Consider the following 19,090-nt stretch of genomic DNA (forward strand, 5'->3'; position numbering starts at 1 on the left):
ATGGCTGAAACCTCGCCCAAACTCATTCTCGGATCGGGAAGTCCGCGCCGCAAGGAATTGCTGGCGCAGATTGGCGTTGTCGCTGACGATATCCGCCCCCCCGAGATTGACGAAACCCCGCATAAAGGCGAGTTGCCCCGCCCCTATTGCGCCCGTATGGCGCGCGAAAAGGTGGCGGCGGTGCGCGCGGATGCGGATGATGTGGTGCTTTGCGCCGATACCACCGTGGCGCTTGGCCGCCGGATCATGGGCAAGCCCGAGGACGCCGCCGAGGCGCGCGCTTTTCTGGAGGCGATGTCCGGGCGCCGGCACCGGGTGATCACCGCCGTGGCGCTGCGCCGGGGTGAGCGGCTTTGGGAGCGTGACGTGGTGACCCATGTCAAAATGAAACGCCTGTCAGAGGCCGAGCTTGATGGCTATCTCGCCAGCGGCGATTGGCAGGGCAAGGCCGGGGGCTATGGCATACAGGGACCAGCCGGGGCGCTGATCCCGTGGATTTCCGGCTCGTTTACTGCAGTTGTCGGCCTGCCGCTGGCCGAAACCGCAGGGCTGTTACAGGCGGCGGGCTATCCTGTTTGGGGGACACCATGAAGGGACGGCAGATCATTCTGGACCATTTTGAGGGGCGCGAGGCCGCGGCCCTGATGGTTGATGGGCGGTTGGAAGACTTCCTGATCGCTTATGACGCGCCACGCCCCGGCACGATCTATCGCGCGGTGGCACAGCGCCCGATGAAGGGCCAAGGCGGCGTGATCGTAACCACGCCCGACGGGCCGGGTTTCCTGCGTCAGATCAAGGGGATCGCGCCGGGGGATACGCTTTTGGTGCAGGTCACCGGCTATGCCGAAGACGGCAAGGCATTGCCTGTGAGCGAGAAGGCCCTGTTCAAGAGCCGCTATGCGATTGTGACGCCTGATGCTCCGGGGCTCAACATCTCGCGCGCCATTCGCGACGATGACCGGCGCGACGAGCTTATGGTGATCGCCAAAGAGGAAATGGCCGGTTGTGATTATGGGCTGATCCTGCGCTCGGCCTGTTTTGGGGCCGATGATGGCGAGATAGCCGAAGATATCGCCGCGATGCGTGCTCTCGCCGAGGAGGTGTTTTCGGCGCGCGAGGGTGAGGCTGCGATGCTGTCCCAAGGCGACAATCCGCATGTCATGGCGTGGCGCGACTGGTCAGAGCCCGCCGATGTGGTGACCGAAGCGGGCGGTTTTGAGCACTGTGGCGTGCTTGATGCGCTGGCCGCGCTTGAGCAGGCCGAAAGTCCCCTGCCCGGCGGTGGTTCGTTGTTCGTGGAGCCGACCCGCGCCTTGGTCGCAGTCGATGTGAACACCGGCGGCGATACCTCGCTGGCAGCAGGCTTGAAAGCCAACCTTGCCACGGCGCAGGCGTTGCCGCGTCAGCTGCGTCTGCGCGGGCTTGGCGGGCAGATTGTGATCGACCTTGCGCCGATGCCCAAGAAGGACCGCCGCGGGTTCGAAGCCGCCCTGCGCAAGGCGCTGAGGGCTGATGGGGTTGATACAGTGCTGGCCGGGTTCACCCCGCTGGGTCACTATGAATTGCAACGCAAACGCGCCCGCCTGCCGCTGCACGAGGTGCTGGGGTGAGCTGTCCGATCTGCTCCAAGGCGAGCGTTCAGGCCTATCGCCCGTTCTGCTCCAAACGCTGCGCCGATCTCGATTTGGCGAAATGGCTGAACGAGGGCTATGCCGTGCCATCGAACGACCCGGAAGACATTGCCGAGGCGCACGACGCCCTATTGCGCGCGGGCGAAGAGACGCCGCCGAAAACACATTGATTTTTTCTCGCAATCCCTCTGGACAGCGCCCCCCGCTCGCCTAGAACGCCTGCACCCAAAGCGGCCAGCCGCTTGACCCGTGCCCGGGTAGCTCAGGGGTAGAGCAGTGGATTGAAAATCCTCGTGTCGGTGGTTCGATTCCGCCCCCGGGCACCATCGCTTCCATACCAAGAGGATCTTCACTCTGTCTGGGTGGAAGGAAAAGCCCTTCAATATCGCCGTTCAGCTCAACATCACGGCCTTGCGGGTCTTCGTTGGGGTAGATGATAACCTCATCGACCAGTTCTCGAACAGCAGTCATGACTTCCCGTTTGTAAGCATAATTGTCCTCAAGGGTGCTTGAAAGTAACTGGTTAATTACTTCTTTGTATCGTTTCATGCCTTCCTCAGGATCAATCGTTATTGGCTCCGGGGCAACGTCAAGTTGCCGCCTTTTTGTGCGTTCCTCGCTATCAAGTTCCAACAGTCTGACTTCGATAGCATCCGGTTCAACTCCTCTTTCCAAAAGTAGGAGTAACTTGCGCCGCGCTTCACTGATCTGAACTAGCCGTTTTTCTAGCTTGGGGCGTGTTTCGTCCAGTGTTGCCACGTGTCGCTTCAGATCCCCATTATAGGCTTTGATTGCAGGCTCTACGCAGTCGGCTTGGAGCAAATGCTCGTTCAGGGCATAGAGCACACAGTTGTCTATCAGTGAGCGTGAGATCAGTCTTCGGTTCGAACAGGTCGACCGCTCCCGTCGCGCACTACATCCAAATTTTGTGTATTTTCCTCCGCCGATAGAAATGTATGAGGAACCGCACACTCCACATTTCATTAAGCCGCTCAAGAGGTGGTCAGAGCGCTTCTTGTACTTCGCGTTGATACGGTTGGGGAGGCGCGACTGAACTTTTTCCCAAATTTCCTGCTCGATGATCCGCAGCTCAGGTGCATCATATTCAAGCTTCTCGCCAGATTTTACGCGAATGACCTTTCGTCCGGTCTCGGGATTCCTCACCTTCTCAGTTTTGCCCCATACCCGTCGCCCTATATACAACGGGTTTCTCAGAATCCCGACTCCACGTTCGCGGTGGCCGTTGATGCTGCTGGCGTTCCAAACGCCTCCACGAGGCCCCGGAATATTCTCTGAATTAAGTTGTCCGGCAATCATCCGAGGAGAAAAGCCGTCTGCGTACATCTGGAAAATACGCTGTACAACTTTCGATTCATGCTCGTTAATTTTGTGCACGCCGGGTTCAACGGTTTTCTCATATCCATAGGAAATACCTCCAGCAGATTTGCCGCTTCTGAATTTTGCTGCCAGCCCTCTTTTTGTCTTCTGCGACAAATCCTTAAGGAACTGAGCGCTCATTGTGCCCTTGAAGCCAATATCAAGGTCACCAATTGTCTGACGTCAGCACCTATGGGACAGATATGAGGATTTGAATAACGGAGGGTTTCTGGTTCATCGTAGCCTTTAAGGAGCGAAGATGAACAAGAAGCCCGGAACATCGAAAGGCGCAGCTGACAAGCTGGTCAAAAACATCCGCCGCAAGACCCGCCAGACCTACTCGGCGGAGGAGAAGATCCGCATTGTTTTGGCCGGATTGCGCGGGGAGGAAAGCATCTCGGCGTTATGTCGCCGCGAGGGTATTTCTGACAGCCTGTATTACACTTGGTCGAAGGAATTCCTTGAGGCTGGAAAGCGTCGTCTTTCCGGCGACACGGCGCGTCAAGCGACATCGCCTGAGGTGAAGGAGTTGAGATCTGAGGCCATGGCCCTGAAGGAATGCGTGGCCGACCTCACCTTGGAAAACCGTCTGCTCAAAAAAAGCATGACAGGGGCTGGGGAGTTCGAGGAATGAGGTATCCAGCAACCGAGAAGTTGGAGATCATTCGCACAGTTGAAGGGTCGCATCTGCCAACCAAGAAGACCCTTGATATGCTGGGCATCCCGCGCACCACATTTTACCGATGGTATGACCGATATGTCGAAGGTGGCTTGGATGCCTTGGCAGATCGTTCGCCACGTCCAAAGTCGGTCTGGAACCGCATCCCTGATATCCGCCGTGACGATCTGATCGAGTTTGCGTTGGAGCATGAGGCACTGACCACACGCGAGCTGGCCGTTAAATATACCGATGAGAAGCGATATTTTGTCTCTGAATCATCGGTTTACCGCATCCTGAAAGCCGCTGATCTGATTACTGCGCCGGACTACGTGGTGATCAAGGCCGCCGATGAGTTCACGGACAAGACCACCGCCATCAACCAGATGTGGCAGACTGACTTCACCTACTTCAAGATCATTGGCTGGGGCTGGTATTACCTGTCCACCATCCTCGACGACTACAGCCGCTACATCATCGCCTGGAAGCTCTGCACGAACATGCGGGCCGAGGATGTGACCAGCACGATCGAGCTGGCGCTTCAGGCATCGGGCTGCGACCAGGCCGTGGTCCGACACAAACCCCGTCTGCTCAGCGACAACGGATCCTGTTACATCTCTGGCGATCTGGCCAAATGGCTGGAGGATCAGAAGATGGACCACGTTCGCGGAGCGCCATTCCACCCGCAAACCCAAGGCAAAATAGAACGATGGCATCAGACCATGAAGAACCGTGTTCTGCTGGAGAATTACTACCTGCCCGGTGATCTCGAGCGACAGATCGGGGCCTTCGTCGACTACTACAACAACCAGCGCTACCACGAGAGCCTGAATAACGTCACACCCGCCGACGTCTACTTTGGACGGGACAAAGCCATTCTGAGAGAAAGGGAGAAGATCAAGAAACTGACGATCCGACAACGCCGCTTGCAACATCAAAAACAAGCCGCATAATCAATCACGCAACCGAACCAGAGCCTCCAATGTTCAAGCCGCTCTGATGTCCCATTTTATATGACGACTGACAGCTATACCTGCGCGGCAAGCTTGCTCGATTTCGTATTGTAACCCTCACAATCGCTCCTCCTAAAGGTCAGAAAAAATCTTCGTGGCGAACTTCCAAGTCGTGGAGACGCCATAGTGGGTTCAAAACATGTTAGCCGAATTTTGGTCAAGTATTTGTTTTTGCTAAAATAATTTAGCACATCCTCGATCCTTGGAAAGAAGCACAACGTTCATCGAACGAGGGAAAGGTTGTTGGGCAATATGTGCCCGTCTTTCTCCGAGAATGGGAAAGTGCACATCTGAAGAAAAATAATTTCATACATACTCAGCGTTGTCAGCGTGGGTGCAACGCGGTGAACAGCGAATCGCGAACATCAATGCAAGGGTGATTCTCCGTCCCCTTGACGTCCGTAGCAGCCCGAAGAGCTGCGTTTCCGACAGTTCGTATCGTAAACCAGCCCCCTCTTTATGGGGTGATCCTCGCACCTTTACTCTGGGCGGCGAGCCATGGAGCGGCTATCCTCTTGTAGGTTGTGCACGCGGCACGTTAGGGACGGGTGCAAAAGCATTGAGGGCAGGAAATGGCATTTAAAAGAAGCAAATCGAAGCAAGACATTTTTGAGAACCCAATTGACCTATTCAGATCATTCTCTCGACGAGCGTACCCTTCTGAAATGCCGCATCAGCGAGCTATTATTCAGTCGTACGTAGAGAAAGCGTTAGACAAGGCAGATGTTGCCTTGCAACTTCCCACTGGAAGCGGAAAAACTCTGGTAGGAGCGATCATTGGAGAATGGCGTAGGCGTAAATTCAATGAGAGGGTAGTATTCTTGTGCCCCACGCGACAGCTAGTAAATCAAACTGTCGAACAATGCAGAGACAAGTACGGTATGGACGTTCTCGGCTTTACCGGCAGCAAGAAGAACTACGATCCAAGTGCCATTGCGGAATATCGACAGGGTCGGAAACTAGCGGTTACAACCTATCAAAGCCTATTCAACATCAACCCATTCTTTAATGATGCGGAGACGATCATCATCGATGACGCACATGCTGCGGAGAATTATATCGGGAAGATGTGGTCTTTAGAAATCAATGGCGCTGATAAAAATCACAAAGCTCTTTTTCAGTCGGTAGCAAATATTTTAAAGCCGCACATCGGGCGGCTCGATTACTCCATCCTAAGCGGAGATGTAAAATCATTCGCAGACGTCGGATGGGTAGACAAGATTCCTACTCCCGTCCTCGCTAAGATTATTGACCCATTGACTGAGGCGTTGGACGTTAACGCAGAGGATTCAAATCTTGTGTTCCCTTGGCGGCTGTTGCGAGGTCATCTTTCTGCGTGCCACATCTACTTATCTTATGGCGAGATTTTGATAAGACCGCTTATTCCGCCAACGTGGTCTCTGGACGTTTTTGAAAAAGCCTCCCACCGGATATATATGTCTGCGACGCTAGGTGAAGGGGGCGACTTAGAGAGACTTACAGGCCGTGAAGAGGTCTTTAGACTCGCTGCTCCAGCCGGTCACAACTTGGACAGTGTGGGTCGCCGCTTTTTCTTGTTTCCCGGTATGTCACTTCAAGATGCGGAAGCACAAGATTTACGATTGGAGCTCATTCAAAAAGCGGGTCGAGCTGTAATTCTGACGCCTAGCATGAAAGATGCCGCAAAAGCGAAAAGCAAGATCGAAGATATTGGCTATGATGTTTTCTCTGCGGAAGACATTGAGGATTCAAAGGCCGCGTTTGTGGGCTCTAAAAAAGCTGTTGCTGTGATGGCTGGTCGATACGATGGAATAGATTTTCCAAACGATGAATGTCGTCTGCTCTGTGTGGAGAACCTTCCGAAGGCGACAAATCTTCAAGAGAGATTCGTTTCTAAGAAGATGGGTGCGGAGCTGCTGCTTAATACTCGTATCCAGACCCGGGTGCTTCAGGCGATTGGTCGATGCACCCGAAGCCTGCAAGATCATTCAGCAGTGTTGATTTCGGGAGACGAGCTTCAGGATTATTTGACCGATAAAAACCGTAGACGTCACTTCTTACCTGAACTGCAGGCTGAAATTGATTTTGGGGTTGACCAATCTATAGACGTTGAGGCTTCCGATTTTAATGAGAATTTCGATGTGTTTCTCGAAAACGATGCAGATTGGCGTGACGTAGATGAGGATATTGTAGTAGCAACAAGGACTGCGGAAAAGATTCCTTTCCCCGCATCGGGCGAGCTAGCGGATGCCGTACGTAGTGAAGTTAAGTACCAGAAAGCAATCTGGGCATCGGACTATGAACAAGCGCTGAGGCATTCCAAAACAGTTCTGGAAAAATTGACCGGTCCAGAACTGCGGGGGTATCGTGCTCTGTGGCATTATCTCGCGGGTTCGGCAGCATATCTGCTTAGTGAGCAGGGCGATCCAAATGCGGGTGAGATATCTAAAGATCAATACCGAGCAGCGATTAAGGCCGCTAGCAACCTTCCTTGGACGTCAACGCTATTACCAAAAAGGGAGCTTGATGGACCTGAAAGCGAAATCGACTTCGAACTTTCGTTACAGGTTGAGCGAATAGAGAGTAAATTTCTACGGCTTGGGATCGCGCACGACAGGAAGTTTTCCGAGATTGAGAAGAATATTCTAGAGGGATTAGATCGTGAAGAACACTTCGAGAGCGCACAAGTAATGCTGGGTGAAATGCTAGGCTTTCTGGCTGGCAACGAAGAGACAGATGCTGCACCTGATCCGTGGTGGCTTGGAAACACTAAAGGCATTGTCTTTGAAGACTATGTAGGTGCTAAGCAAGACACCCTTGGCGCGGATAAAGCTCGGCAGGCCGCGAGCCATCCAATCTGGATGAAAGAAAAAGTCGACGTTGCAGCAGAATGTGAAATATTACCAGTGATTGTCGGACCTATCTCCAAGGCCCATGACGGAGCATTTCCGCACCTCAACTCCGTTTCATTCTGGTCACTTGATGACTTCAAAGAATGGGCAGCAGATGCTCTGGCCTGCCTGCGTGAGATGAAGACCCTTTTGGCTCGTGAAGGTGATTTGGTTTGGCGCGCAGATGCAGCGAAAACCCTTGAGAACAACGGCATGTCTATGTCTGCGATCTTAGGTGCCCGGTCTAAGAGTATTGCGGCGGACGTACTGGGTAAAGCGTAGGTAAACCTCTGGTGCGGATGAGTAGCCTCAGGTTACCTGAGGCTACTCAGAATGGACGATCGCTTCGCGGGCGTGTCAAATTCACTGGTGTCGAGTGCGAACGTAAATTTCAAGTTGGTTGGTAAATGATGGATTCCCGCCCCGGGCACCACTTTAACTTCCAGCACCATCCAGTAACGTCCAACTTATTGTAATGGTTGGATTCCGAGTCCAGTGGCGTCCAACGAAAACCAGTGACAGCGGCAAAAATTGGGGGTATAATGTGGGGTAAGTATAATTTGATTCCGGTTTTTCTCAGTGCCACTGTCCGATGTCGCCATCCGTAACCTCAAGTCGCGAGAGAAGCCCTTCAAGGCGACCGACTCGCATGGCCTCTACCTGCTGATAAATCCAACGGGATCAAGGCTTTGGCGCTTTAAGTACCGGTTCAACGGCAAGGAAAAACTGCTGGCGCTGGGCAGCTATCCGCTGGTCGGTCTCAAGCTCGCGCGGGAAAAACGAGACGATGCGCGTCTGTTGCTCGTCGAAGGGTATGATCCGTCCATCGAACGCAAGCGAAGAAAGCGCCAAGAATTTCTCGAGCAAGGCATCTCCTTTTCGGACCTGGCCGCGGAATATCTCGATAAGTTGCGCCGCGAAGGGCGGGCCGCTCAGACCCTCAAGAAGCTGGGGTGGATTATTTCGCTTGCCGAGGCGCGCCTGGGTGACATGGAAGTCAAGGATATTGAAACACAGGACATCCTCGCCTGCCTGCGCGTGGTCGAGGCCGAGGGCAAGTTCGAGACCGCAGGACGTTTGAGATCTACGATCGGTGCGATCCTGCGCTACGCGATCGCCACGGGCCGCGCGACGACCGACCCAACGCAGGCCTTGAAGGGGGCTCTCATCAGCCCGAGGAAAAAGCACCGCTCTGCATTGACGGACAAGCGCGAGTTGGGGGCGTTGATGCTGGCCATCGATGCCTATTCCGGCGAGCCGAAAACTGCCATCGGTTTGCAACTCCTGGCTATCTTGGCCCCGAGACCCGGCGAGCTTCGTCTTTCAAGCTGGGACGAGTTCGATTTTGAAGAGGCGACTTGGCGTATTCCAGCAGAAAGGATGAAGATGCGCCTTCCGCACCGTGTCCCGCTTCCGCGACAAGCCGTGGGCTGGTTGGAAGACCTTGCGCGGTATCGCCAAAAGAGTGAACTGCTGTTTCCGTCGACACGCGACTGGAAGAAAGCGATTTCGGAAAACACCTTCAACCAGGCCATCCGTCGGATGGGCTACGACAAGGACATGGTCACCGCCCACGGCTTCCGCGCGACTTTCTCGACATTGGCCAACGAGTCTGGCAAGTGGAACCCCGACGCGATCGAGCGAGCGCTTGCCCACGTGGAAGGCAACGATGTGCGCCGGGCTTACGCACGCGGTGAGCACTGGGACGAGCGGGTGGAAATGGCGCAATGGTGGGCCAACGAGTTGGATCTTTACCGCGAGCAAGCCGCCGTATGACTGAGGCAGGCAAATCATCGGAGAACGAAGGCGCGGATACGCGCGGTATCTCGATCGAAACCGCGTCCAAGGTCGTGCTGGCGTCCGAGGCACCTCTCAAGGTCGGTATAATAGATGAGCACTTTTGCGCGGCGCTGAACCACCTTGTAGCCGAGATTACTGTGCTCTCTTTGTCGCGCGACCCTAGGAGTGCACGTAAGGAGATCGATCGCTTGGAGCGTGCCTTCCAGTCATACCAGCGCTTGGCCGAGAAGTTGCCTTCGCACGGTTTGTTCCCACCGAAGCCACCGGCAGATTGGAGGGCCGCGGTGACGCTCTGGCTTCTGAACACAAAGGCTGACTTGAATTCGATGAAAATTCAGCGTCGCACTAATGACTTGTCGCCGTTCTATCCACGAGCAATCGGCCTCTTCAACGCCGCCTTTCAGTCGGAGATCACGATCTGGCATGACGGTGGCGATAATAGCTCGCCGTTGGTAAAATTTGCTGAGGCCGTGATAAACAGCGCGCGTGAAGCAATAGACCTTGACGCGTTAGCAAGCCAAGCTCGCTTTGAATCCAAAGAGTTACTAAACCCGTGGCGAACGCCCACGCGCGACGCAATCCGCGTTGGACTTCAAAATGGTCGTGAGAAGATGCCTGTCGAGGGCGCAGGTCCATTGGGCGCAGATGGCTACGAAGGGCCTCGGCAACCGATCTGGCTCTCATACTCCGGAATGTTCGCGAGCATGCTTAAGCCAGGTTGATCGAAGCATGGGAAAAGTTCGCTGCGTTTCAGACGCGAGCTTTTCTTACTAAATCCAGCAAGATCCATGCATGTCTGGCGGCAGTCAAAGCTGTCCAGATATGAATGGAGAAACTCGATGCGCGCCAAAACGATAACGGACACACCGTGGAAAAACTGCCCGCCTTCTGGTCGCCTGCTGCGACCGGAAGAAGTATTTGAACGCACAGGGCTTAGCCGTTCGCAGGTTTACGCGATGATTGCCGATCGCAAGTTCCCGCCCTTCCTCAAAGTTTCGAGCCGTGCGTCGGCGTTGCCCGAAGCCTGGTTGGACTGCTTCGTGCAAGATTGCGCGAAAGCAGCATTGGAAGACATCCAACCTTAAACCAGGCCCCAACAAGACATCCAGAAACCCACTGAGATATGGAGAAAATCCGTGAGAACGTTAGCAAATGATATCGTTGGCAACATGCGGCCCGAGGAACTGGCGGCACACCGTGCAGACCTTACGCAGCAGGCAGTTCTTTTGGGTCCAATGCCGTCTCCTAAGGAAATCGAAGAGAACTGGCCATGGTTTCTTGCATGGCAAAGCAACCACGATACGCCTCCCTCCTTTCGTGCCGTTCATGATGACAGCGATCAGGTTTCAGCGCATCTGAGCGAGTTCTTCCAGTTCTGGTATCATGTGCAACTGAGTTATTTGGCGGTTCTCACGTGCCATGGAGAGATGACAATGGAGGGGGTGGTTTGCAGGCGTTAGCATTTTCAAGTCCGGCGGGTCGCACGCTTTTCGTGTCTCACCGCTTTCCCACTTTGGCTAAAGCACGACACGAAACCTCAAGCGCCAAACTTGCAAGCATCGTTTCGAGCAAATTAGTCAACTCCCAATAGAACGATCTCATCCAAAAACCTAGCTTCGTACACTTCGTCGCGCCGATCGCGCACGAGGCCTGGCGAAGCCGTGCCAGGGGAAAACGACCGTGTCACAGCATGATTCAAGGACTATCACCTACTCGCTCGGCAGAGGAGACAATCTAGGCCGACCTGTCAGTCGTCATATAAAATGGGACATCAGAGCGGCTTGAACATTGGAGGCTCTGGTTCGGTTGCGTGATTGATTATGCGGCTTGTTTTTGATGTTGCAAGCGGCGTTGTCGGATCGTCAGTTTCTTGATCTTCTCCCTTTCTCTCAGAATGGCTTTGTCCCGTCCAAAGTAGACGTCGGCGGGTGTGACGTTATTCAGGCTCTCGTGGTAGCGCTGGTTGTTGTAGTAGTCGACGAAGGCCCCGATCTGTCGCTCGAGATCACCGGGCAGGTAGTAATTCTCCAGCAGAACACGGTTCTTCATGGTCTGATGCCATCGTTCTATTTTGCCTTGGGTTTGCGGGTGGAATGGCGCTCCGCGAACGTGGTCCATCTTCTGATCCTCCAGCCATTTGGCCAGATCGCCAGAGATGTAACAGGATCCGTTGTCGCTGAGCAGACGGGGTTTGTGTCGGACCACGGCCTGGTCGCAGCCCGATGCCTGAAGCGCCAGCTCGATCGTGCTGGTCACATCCTCGGCCCGCATGTTCGTGCAGAGCTTCCAGGCGATGATGTAGCGGCTGTAGTCGTCGAGGATGGTGGACAGGTAATACCAGCCCCAGCCAATGATCTTGAAGTAGGTGAAGTCAGTCTGCCACATCTGGTTGATGGCGGTGGTCTTGTCCGTGAACTCATCGGCGGCCTTGATCACCACGTAGTCCGGCGCAGTAATCAGATCAGCGGCTTTCAGGATGCGGTAAACCGATGATTCAGAGACAAAATATCGCTTCTCATCGGTATATTTAACGGCCAGCTCGCGTGTGGTCAGTGCCTCATGCTCCAACGCAAACTCGATCAGATCGTCACGGCGGATATCAGGGATGCGGTTCCAGACCGACTTTGGACGTGGCGAACGATCTGCCAAGGCATCCAAGCCACCTTCGACATATCGGTCATACCATCGGTAAAATGTGGTGCGCGGGATGCCCAGCATATCAAGGGTCTTCTTGGTTGGCAGATGCGACCCTTCAACTGTGCGAATGATCTCCAACTTCTCGGTTGCTGGATACCTCATTCCTCGAACTCCCCAGCCCCTGTCATGCTTTTTTTGAGCAGACGGTTTTCCAAGGTGAGGTCGGCCACGCATTCCTTCAGGGCCATGGCCTCAGATCTCAACTCCTTCACCTCAGGCGATGTCGCTTGACGCGCCGTGTCGCCGGAAAGACGACGCTTTCCAGCCTCAAGGAATTCCTTCGACCAAGTGTAATACAGGCTGTCAGAAATACCCTCGCGGCGACATAACGCCGAGATGCTTTCCTCCCCGCGCAATCCGGCCAAAACAATGCGGATCTTCTCCTCCGCCGAGTAGGTCTGGCGGGTCTTGCGGCGGATGTTTTTGACCAGCTTGTCAGCTGCGCCTTTCGATGTTCCGGGCTTCTTGTTCATCTTCGCTCCTTAAAGGCTACGATGAACCAGAAACCCTCCGTTATTCAAATCCTCATATCTGTCCCATAGGTGCTGACGTCAGACAGTTTTGAGCCTAATCAGGATCTTCTTTTTGCGGGCGAACGCTATTCGCCATAAAGTGGGGCAATGACCCAAGATATTTTGACCACACCGCGACCGATCCTGTGGACCTTCCGACGCTGCCCTTATGCAATGCGGGCGCGGATGGCGGTGTTGAGCGCGGGGCTGGAGGTGGAACTGCGCGAGATCAAATTGAAAGACAAGCCGCAGGAATTTCTTCGGGCCTCACCGTCGGCCACGGTGCCCAATCTGCAAGCGGGTAACTTGAACCTGGATGAGAGTCTCGACATCATGCGATGGGCGCTTGGGAAGAGTGATCCGCATGGGCTATTGAACATGCCGAGTATTGGCGAGGCCCTGATTGCCCAGAACGATGGGCCCTTCAAAGCCGCGCTTGACCACACGAAATACTCAGTCCGCTATCCTGATCTGGATGCACACTCCGAACGGGCGAAAGCATCCAACTTCATCCAGTCACTTGAGACACAGCTGGCAAAGCATCCTTACTTGACGGGCGACAGGCCCACACTCGCCGACATCGCGATTTTTCCGTTTGTGAGGCAGTTCGCCCATATTGACCGTGCCTGGTTTGACGCGCAGCATTGGCCCAATGTGATCCTTTGGTTGGACGGTTTCCTTCAGAGCGCCGATTTTCAGAAGGCCATGGTGAAATTCACGGTTTGGGAAGACGGCACGCGCCCCTATCTTTTTGGCCACGCCTCTGAATAGCTCTGGCATTGCCAATGCGCGCCTGCATCGGCGCGCTTCGTCGGCTGCGGCTCTGTGTATGTCTCCGAAACAGCCATTCAAGACAGCAATTGGCTCCTGCTCCGAAACCCTATTTTCGCCGCAGACGATCCTAACTCAAAGGGCGCGACCAAAACCACGCTTTACGCTCGTCCAACAGATCGGCTGCGCCTGGTACCGGACTGAATTTCCTCCTGCCTTTTAAGCGACGTTACAATCAACTTTGGCCGTCGTTTTGGGCGTGGCGGAGTAGGAGGTCAGATTGCTGAACAAACGGCTCATGGCCTCGGCGGTCTGATTATGGTCGGCTATGTTTTCATCCATCGCGAAATCAAAAACGCTGCCAACAAAGCTCGTCTCAACCATACCGAGTTCGACAATACGCACCCGAATGCTTAACGGTTGAAGCTCGTAGTGCAGCGCGTTCGACCGGCTTGCGACCGCGAATTTTGTAATGCGCTGCAGTGGTTTGAGAGGAGAGGTTATCTGGCCGCCGATGGAAGGAATGCTGATGATCGGGGCACTCAAACATTCAATTCGTAGATTGGTGTCTCCGGCTTTGTAGCGAGGTTGATCTAGCCTCTGAAAATTTTCTTGGACAAGTGTCCTGATTTTCTGCTTAATACAAGAGTCTGAAATATGACGCCGTAATTCTGGGCTGTTTTGTCTGGGAGAGCGTGGAGGAAAATCAGGGAGAAGATAATGGGGTATGATTTTGTAATCATAGGGGGGCTCCGCAGGAGCGACAATGGCTTCGAGGTTGAGCGAAGATCCGAACATATCGGTATGCTTGCTGGAGGCTGGCGGCAAAGGAACAAATATTTTACTGCGCGCACCCGCTGGTGTGGTCGCCGTAATGCCTGGGCACGGAAAGCTGTTTAACTGGGCCTTTGACACGGTGCCGCAACCGGGGCTGAACGGGCGTAAAGGTTATCAACCGCGCGGACGTGCGCTTGGCGGTCCTCGGCGATCAACGCGATGCTTTATGTCCGAGGGCATAAATCGGATTACGATGGTTGGGCCGAAGCAGGTTGTGATGGGTGGTCTTGGGACGAGTGCCTGCCCTACTTTAAGAAGTCGGAAAACAACGAGGTCGGTGCGGATGATTTCCACGGGGATAGCGGCCCGTTGCAGGTTTCCAATCAGACAGAACCACGGCCGATCACCCATGCCTTTGTCGAGGCTGCAGAAAGTCTTCAGCATCGCCGCCGGGAGGATTTCAACACCGGCGACAACGAAGGGGTCGGCCTGTATCAGGTGACCCAGTTTCATGGCAACGGTAAGCACGGCGAACGCTGTTCGGCCGCCGCAGGATATCTGCACCCTGTCATGGACAGGCCCAACCTGACCGTGATCACCAAGGCCCGCGCCACCAAGATTCTGTTTGAAGGCAAACGTGCGGTCGGTGTGGCCTATCGTCAAGGAAAGCAAGATAAGGAAGTGCGCGCAAACAAGGAAGTGATCTTATCCGGTGGCGCATTCCAATCGCCACAATTGCTGCAATTGTCCGGCGTCGGCCGCCCGCAGGACATCACGCGGCACGGGATCGACATGGTTCACGAACTGCCCGGCGTTGGGCAGAACCTGCAAGACCACCTTGATTTCATCCTCGCCAACAAGACCAGCGACACCGACAATTTCGGCATCGGCCTGCGCGGCACTGCGCGTTTGACCGCAGCGATCCTCAAGTGGTGGCGCAAAGGCACAGGCATGATCGCCACGCCATTTGCGGAAGGTGCGGCTTTTCTGAAAACCGATCCGGCGCTGGACCGGCCTGACATCCAGTTGCACTTCGTGATCTCGGTCGTGGACAATCACGCCAAACGTCTGCACCTCGGCTATGGTTATAGCTGTCACATCTGTGCGTTGCGTCCGCATTCCCGTGGCGAGGTGTTCCTGAACAGTGCCGATCCGATGGCAGACCCCGGCATTGATCCGAAATTCCTGTCAGACCGCCGAGATCTGGAAACCACGATCAAAGGCGCGAAAATGACCCGTGAAATTCTTGAGGCTCAGCCATTGGCCGCCTTCAAAAAGAAAGAGCTGTTCGGGGTCACGGACAACATGTCTGACGCAGAATGGGAAGAACACATTCGCGCCCGCGCCGACACGATCTATCACCCGATTGGAACCTGCAAGATGGGCACCGATGATCTGGCCGTGGTTGACCCGCAGTTGAAAGTGCACGGCATGGAGGGGTTGCGCGTTGTCGATGCCTCGGTCATGCCAACGCTGATTGGTGGCAATACCAATGCGCCGACCATCATGATCGCCGAAAAATGCGCGGACATGATCAAAGCCGAATACGCCGCTTGAGCGAGAAAACAGCCGCCCTACGTCCGCGCGTCGCGGGGCTGCACGACCAATAAAATTAGGGAGAGAGAATTATGTTGGGTTCGATGATGAAACAAGAGTTGCTGATCAGCGACTTGATTGTCCATGCTGGGAAATACCACGGCGATACCGAAGTCATTTCGCGAGAAACATCCGGCGAAATGCACACGACAAACTGGGGCGAAGTCAGCATCGCGTCATGCAAGCTGGCCTCGGCTCTGCAAAATCTGGGACTGTCGCAGGGCGACCGTGTTGCGACGCTGGCGTGGAACAACCACCGCCACCTCAAGATCTGGTTTGCGGTTTCGGGCGGCGGCATGGTGTGCCACACGCTGAACCCGCGCTTGCCCCCCGAACAGTTTATTTTCATCTGCAACGACGCCGACGATAAGGCGATGTTTTTTGACAAAACCTTCATGCCGCTGATCACGGGCACACGCGCTCACCTCAAGACGATCGAGCACCATATCTATATGGGCCCACGCGACGAAGAGGTGCTGGCCGCCATTCCCGATGTGATCTTCTTTGATGAATTGGTCGAAACCGGGGCCGATGATTATGCGTGGCCACAGTTTGACGAAGAAACGCCATGTTCGCTGTGCTATACGTCGGGAACGACGGGCAACCCCAAGGGCGTGCTTTACACCAACCGCTCCACGATGCTGCATACATTCGCGATCAGCTTGCCGGATTCCCTGTCGCTTTCCGCTAATGACACCATTTTGCCAGTGGTTCCAATGTTCCACGCGAATGCTTGGGGCATCCCCTATGCGACGGCGATGACCGGCGCAAAAGTGGTGATGCCGGGGCCGGGTTTGGACGGCGACAGCCTTTTGGAACTGATCGACACGTATAAAGTGTCGCTCGCCTTGGGCGTGCCGACGATCTGGATGATGCTGCTGGCGGCTGCTGACAAATCCGGCTCCAAAATGGAAAGCCTTAAACGCAACGTGATCGGGGGATCGGCCGCCGCTCCATCCATGATTGCCGCGTTCCGCGATAAATACGATTGTGAAACAATCCACGCATGGGGGATGACAGAAACATCGCCTTTGGGCACCGCGAACCAGATCAAGGCCAAGCATCTGGCGCTTGACACAGAAGCGATGGCAGACCTGCGGTCGGGCCAAGGGCGCCCGCCTTTTGGAATTGACCTGCGGATTGTCGATGATAACGGCAAGGTGCTTCCCAATGACGGGACGACCGAGGGCGCGTTGCAATGTCGGGGTCACTGGGTTGTGGACACCTATTTCGGTGCGGATAAAAACGCCATGACAGCGGACGGCTGGTTTGACACGGGCGATGTTTCAACCATCGACGAAGACGGTTTCATGGTGATCCGTGACCGCACGAAAGACATCATCAAATCCGGCGGCGAATGGATTTCATCGGTCGATCTGGAAGGCATCGCGGTGGCGCATCCGGGTATTGCCATGGCCGCAGCGATCGGCGCGACGCACCCGAAATGGGATGAACGCCCCATCATCATCGCAGTCCCGGCCGAGGGCGCCGCGCCCAGTGAAGCCGAGATTCTTGCGATGTTTGAAGGCAAGGTTGCCAGTTGGCAGATCCCCGATGCGGTGATTTTTACCGACGCAATTCCGCTGAACGCCACCGGTAAAATGCTGAAGAACAAACTGCGCGAGCAGTTCGGCAACACCCTCATTGAAAAGGGAGTTTGACCGATGGATGGTTCGATGACTCCTCTGTTTGTCGAGGAATACGACACGGCGCTTAACGCGCTGGACGCCGCCAAAGACACATGGGCACAGACCGACACCGCCGAGCGGATTTCATTGCTTAGCCAAGTGAAAGACAACCTCAGAAGCGTCGCACAAGGCTGGGCCGAGACTGCCGCGCGCAAAAAGCTGATCCCCGAAGGCTCTCCCCTGATCGGGGAGGAATGGACGTCCGGCCCCTATGCCCTGATGTCCGGCTGCAATGGCTTCATCCAGACGCTCAGCGGGATGGAGGGAAAGGCATATCTGGACCATCTGCCAACGCGCATGCTGCCGACAGGTCAAATCGCGGTAAAGGTGCTACCGCATTCGATCTGGGATCACCTGCTGCTGTCAGGCGTCAAGGCCGAGGTCTGGATGCAAAAAGGCGTCAACGGCGCAAACTTGGCCAAGAACGCGGCGCTGATCTATGACGAACCCGCATCGCAGCGCAAAGGCAAGGTCGCGCTGGTGCTGGGGGCGGGCAACATCGCCTCGATCGCGCCGCTGGATGTGCTGCAAAAACTGTTGATCGAAAATCAGGTCGTCATCCTGAAAATGAACCCCGTCAACGACTATCTGACGGACTATCTGCGGATCGCGCTGAAACCCTTCATCGACCGTGATTTCGTGCGCATCGTCAAAGGCGACGGTGCCGCGGGGGCCTACCTGACCGAGCATCCGATCATCGAAGAGCTGCACATCACTGGTGCCGCCTCGACCCATGATGCGATTGTATGGGGCACGGGGGCAGAGGGTGAAAAGAACCGCAAAGCAGGGACACCCAAGAACAATAAACGGTTCACATCCGAACTGGGCGCGGTGTGCCCGACCATTGTTGTTCCCGGCCCGTGGTCTGATGCGGACCTTAGGTTTCAAGCCGAGCATATCGCAACGCAAAAGCTGCATAACTCCGGCTTCAACTGCGTCGCCTGTCAGGTGTTGATTATGCCCAAAGGTTGGGACAAAGGCGCAACCCTGATGGATAACCTGCGCAAGGTGATCGCGAAATCGACCCGACTGGCCTATTATCCGGGCGCTGCGGATCGGTTGGACACCTTCAAGGGCAATGCTGCAAACGTAGAAACGGTTGCCCGTGGCAAAGCCCCCGCCGCAATCATCAACAGCGTTGATGACGCCGAATGGTTCCGCGAGAACGAAGTTTTCGCGCCTGCCATGTCCACGCACGAAATGGACGCGCCGGATGCCGAAACCTACCTCAAGGCCGCCATCGCCTATGCCAACGATCAACTGCACGGCACCCTTGGGGCCAACGTCTTGATCCACCCCAAAACCATCCGCCAAATCGGACAGAAACGCTTTGACGAAATCATCGCCGATCTGCGCTATGGGGCGATTGCGATCAATGCTTGGACGGGGCTGGCCTTTCTTGCGACGGCCTGTCCGTGGGGCGCCTTTCCGGGGCACACGCCCGAGGATGTCCAATCGGGCATCGGAACGGTTCACAATACTTTCATGCTGGAGAACACCGAACGATGCGTGGTGCAGGCCCCTTGGAGCCCGTTCCCGCGCAATTTGTTGTCGGGCAGCTTTACCCTCTTGCCGCGTCCGCCGTGGTTCATCACCAACCGCAAACAGGACAAGGTCGGCGCATTGCTGACCGATTTCCAGTACAAACCCAGCTGGTTCAAATTGCCCAGAATCTTTCTGAATGCTCTATTGGGTTAAGC

At 55.1% G+C, this 19,090-nt stretch carries 14 protein-coding genes, 1 tRNA gene and 1 pseudogene; 14 read left to right on the top strand and 2 right to left on the bottom strand.

What is annotated here, in order from left to right:
• From N4R57_15770 to N4R57_15815, 10 genes are all read left to right on the top strand, one after another.
• The gene (locus N4R57_15770) at positions 1 to 591 is read left to right on the top strand and encodes a Maf family protein (GenBank protein UYV36453.1); all 591 of its coding nucleotides are present in this window, start codon (positions 1 to 3) and stop codon (positions 589 to 591) included.
• Positions 588 to 1,610, top strand: a complete 1,023-nt coding sequence (locus N4R57_15775) for a ribonuclease E/G (protein ID UYV36454.1) — start codon at positions 588 to 590, stop codon at positions 1,608 to 1,610. Before N4R57_15770 ends, N4R57_15775 begins: the two co-directional genes overlap by 4 nt.
• Positions 1,607 to 1,801, top strand: coding sequence for a DNA gyrase inhibitor YacG (locus N4R57_15780; GenBank protein ID UYV36455.1), 195 nt, complete (start codon positions 1,607 to 1,609; stop codon positions 1,799 to 1,801). The genes N4R57_15775 and N4R57_15780 overlap by 4 nt, the downstream gene beginning before the upstream one ends.
• Before the next feature lie 81 nt (positions 1,802 to 1,882).
• Positions 1,883 to 1,957: transfer RNA gene (locus tag N4R57_15785), tRNA-Phe, on the top strand.
• Between the two features lie 1,310 nt (positions 1,958 to 3,267).
• Positions 3,268 to 4,619, top strand: a protein-coding gene (locus N4R57_15790) for an IS3 family transposase (GenBank protein UYV36456.1) whose coding sequence is annotated in 2 segments (ribosomal slippage) — positions 3,268 to 3,604 and positions 3,604 to 4,619 — 1,353 coding nt in all. Because the reading frame shifts where the segments join, the coding sequence is not laid out codon by codon here.
• Positions 4,620 to 5,251: 632 nt separating this feature from the next.
• Entirely contained in the window at positions 5,252 to 7,831 is a 2,580-nt protein-coding gene (locus N4R57_15795) for a DEAD/DEAH box helicase family protein (GenBank protein UYV36457.1), read from the top strand.
• A gap of 297 nt (positions 7,832 to 8,128) precedes the next feature.
• The gene (locus N4R57_15800) at positions 8,129 to 9,325 is read left to right on the top strand and encodes a tyrosine-type recombinase/integrase (GenBank protein UYV36458.1); all 1,197 of its coding nucleotides are present in this window, start codon (positions 8,129 to 8,131) and stop codon (positions 9,323 to 9,325) included.
• Positions 9,322 to 10,071, top strand: coding sequence for a hypothetical protein (locus N4R57_15805; protein ID UYV36459.1), 750 nt, complete (start codon positions 9,322 to 9,324; stop codon positions 10,069 to 10,071). Before N4R57_15800 ends, N4R57_15805 begins: the two co-directional genes overlap by 4 nt.
• A 117-nt stretch (positions 10,072 to 10,188) precedes the next feature.
• Positions 10,189 to 10,434: an AlpA family phage regulatory protein gene (locus N4R57_15810; GenBank protein UYV36460.1), complete on the top strand. Its 246-nt coding sequence runs from the start codon at positions 10,189 to 10,191 to the stop codon at positions 10,432 to 10,434.
• A 51-nt stretch (positions 10,435 to 10,485) separates the two neighbouring features.
• Positions 10,486 to 10,809, top strand: a complete 324-nt coding sequence (locus N4R57_15815) for a hypothetical protein (protein UYV36461.1) — start codon at positions 10,486 to 10,488, stop codon at positions 10,807 to 10,809.
• Positions 10,810 to 11,167: 358 nt separating this feature from the next.
• Here the strand turns inward: N4R57_15815 and N4R57_15820 are convergent.
• Positions 11,168 to 12,519 (bottom strand): IS3 family transposase gene (locus N4R57_15820; GenBank protein UYV36462.1). Its coding sequence is split into 2 segments (ribosomal slippage): positions 11,168 to 12,183 and positions 12,183 to 12,519, totalling 1,353 coding nucleotides; the frame shifts between segments, so codons are not numbered across the junction.
• A gap of 147 nt (positions 12,520 to 12,666) precedes the next feature.
• Between N4R57_15820 and N4R57_15825 the strand changes: the two genes are divergently transcribed.
• On the top strand, positions 12,667 to 13,329 hold the full coding sequence (locus N4R57_15825) for a glutathione S-transferase (protein ID UYV36463.1): 663 nt from the start codon (positions 12,667 to 12,669) through the stop codon (positions 13,327 to 13,329).
• A 219-nt stretch (positions 13,330 to 13,548) separates the two neighbouring features.
• Here N4R57_15825 and N4R57_15830 read toward each other — a convergent pair whose 3' ends face one another.
• Entirely contained in the window at positions 13,549 to 13,875 is a 327-nt protein-coding gene (locus N4R57_15830) for a hypothetical protein (protein ID UYV36464.1), read from the bottom strand.
• Between the two features lie 174 nt (positions 13,876 to 14,049).
• On the opposite strand from N4R57_15830, the pseudogene N4R57_15835 reads away from it, so the two are divergent.
• The 3 genes and pseudogenes from N4R57_15835 (at position 14,050) to N4R57_15845 (ending at position 19,088) form a co-directional block, all read left to right on the top strand.
• A pseudogene (locus N4R57_15835) lies at positions 14,050 to 15,663 on the top strand (GMC family oxidoreductase N-terminal domain-containing protein).
• Positions 15,664 to 15,734: 71 nt separating this feature from the next.
• Entirely contained in the window at positions 15,735 to 17,363 is a 1,629-nt protein-coding gene (locus N4R57_15840) for a long-chain-fatty-acid--CoA ligase (GenBank protein ID UYV36465.1), read from the top strand.
• 3 nt (positions 17,364 to 17,366) lie between these two features.
• Positions 17,367 to 19,088 (top strand): aldehyde dehydrogenase family protein, encoded by a 1,722-nt coding sequence (locus tag N4R57_15845; protein ID UYV36466.1) that lies wholly within the window; start codon positions 17,367 to 17,369, stop codon positions 19,086 to 19,088.
• Positions 19,089 to 19,090 lie beyond the last annotated feature (2 nt).

Source organism: Rhodobacteraceae bacterium D3-12 (assembly GCA_025916135.1).
In the GTDB taxonomy this organism is placed as follows: domain Bacteria; phylum Pseudomonadota; class Alphaproteobacteria; order Rhodobacterales; family Rhodobacteraceae; genus JAKGBX01.

Bases quoted from the DNA above. Each gene is read 5' to 3' on its own strand.
- N4R57_15775 (UYV36454.1), top strand. From the start codon at position 588: ATGAAGGGACGGCAGATCATTCTGGACCATTTTGAGGGGCGCGAGGCC.
- N4R57_15810 (UYV36460.1), top strand. From the start codon at position 10,189: ATGCGCGCCAAAACGATAACGGACACACCGTGGAAAAACTGCCCGCCT.
- N4R57_15840 (UYV36465.1), top strand. From the start codon at position 15,735: ATGTTGGGTTCGATGATGAAACAAGAGTTGCTGATCAGCGACTTGATT.
- N4R57_15805 (UYV36459.1), top strand. From the start codon at position 9,322: ATGACTGAGGCAGGCAAATCATCGGAGAACGAAGGCGCGGATACGCGC.
- N4R57_15770 (UYV36453.1), top strand. From the start codon at position 1: ATGGCTGAAACCTCGCCCAAACTCATTCTCGGATCGGGAAGTCCGCGC.
- N4R57_15825 (UYV36463.1), top strand. From the start codon at position 12,667: ATGACCCAAGATATTTTGACCACACCGCGACCGATCCTGTGGACCTTC.
- N4R57_15845 (UYV36466.1), top strand. From the start codon at position 17,367: ATGGATGGTTCGATGACTCCTCTGTTTGTCGAGGAATACGACACGGCG.
- N4R57_15795 (UYV36457.1), top strand. From the start codon at position 5,252: ATGGCATTTAAAAGAAGCAAATCGAAGCAAGACATTTTTGAGAACCCA.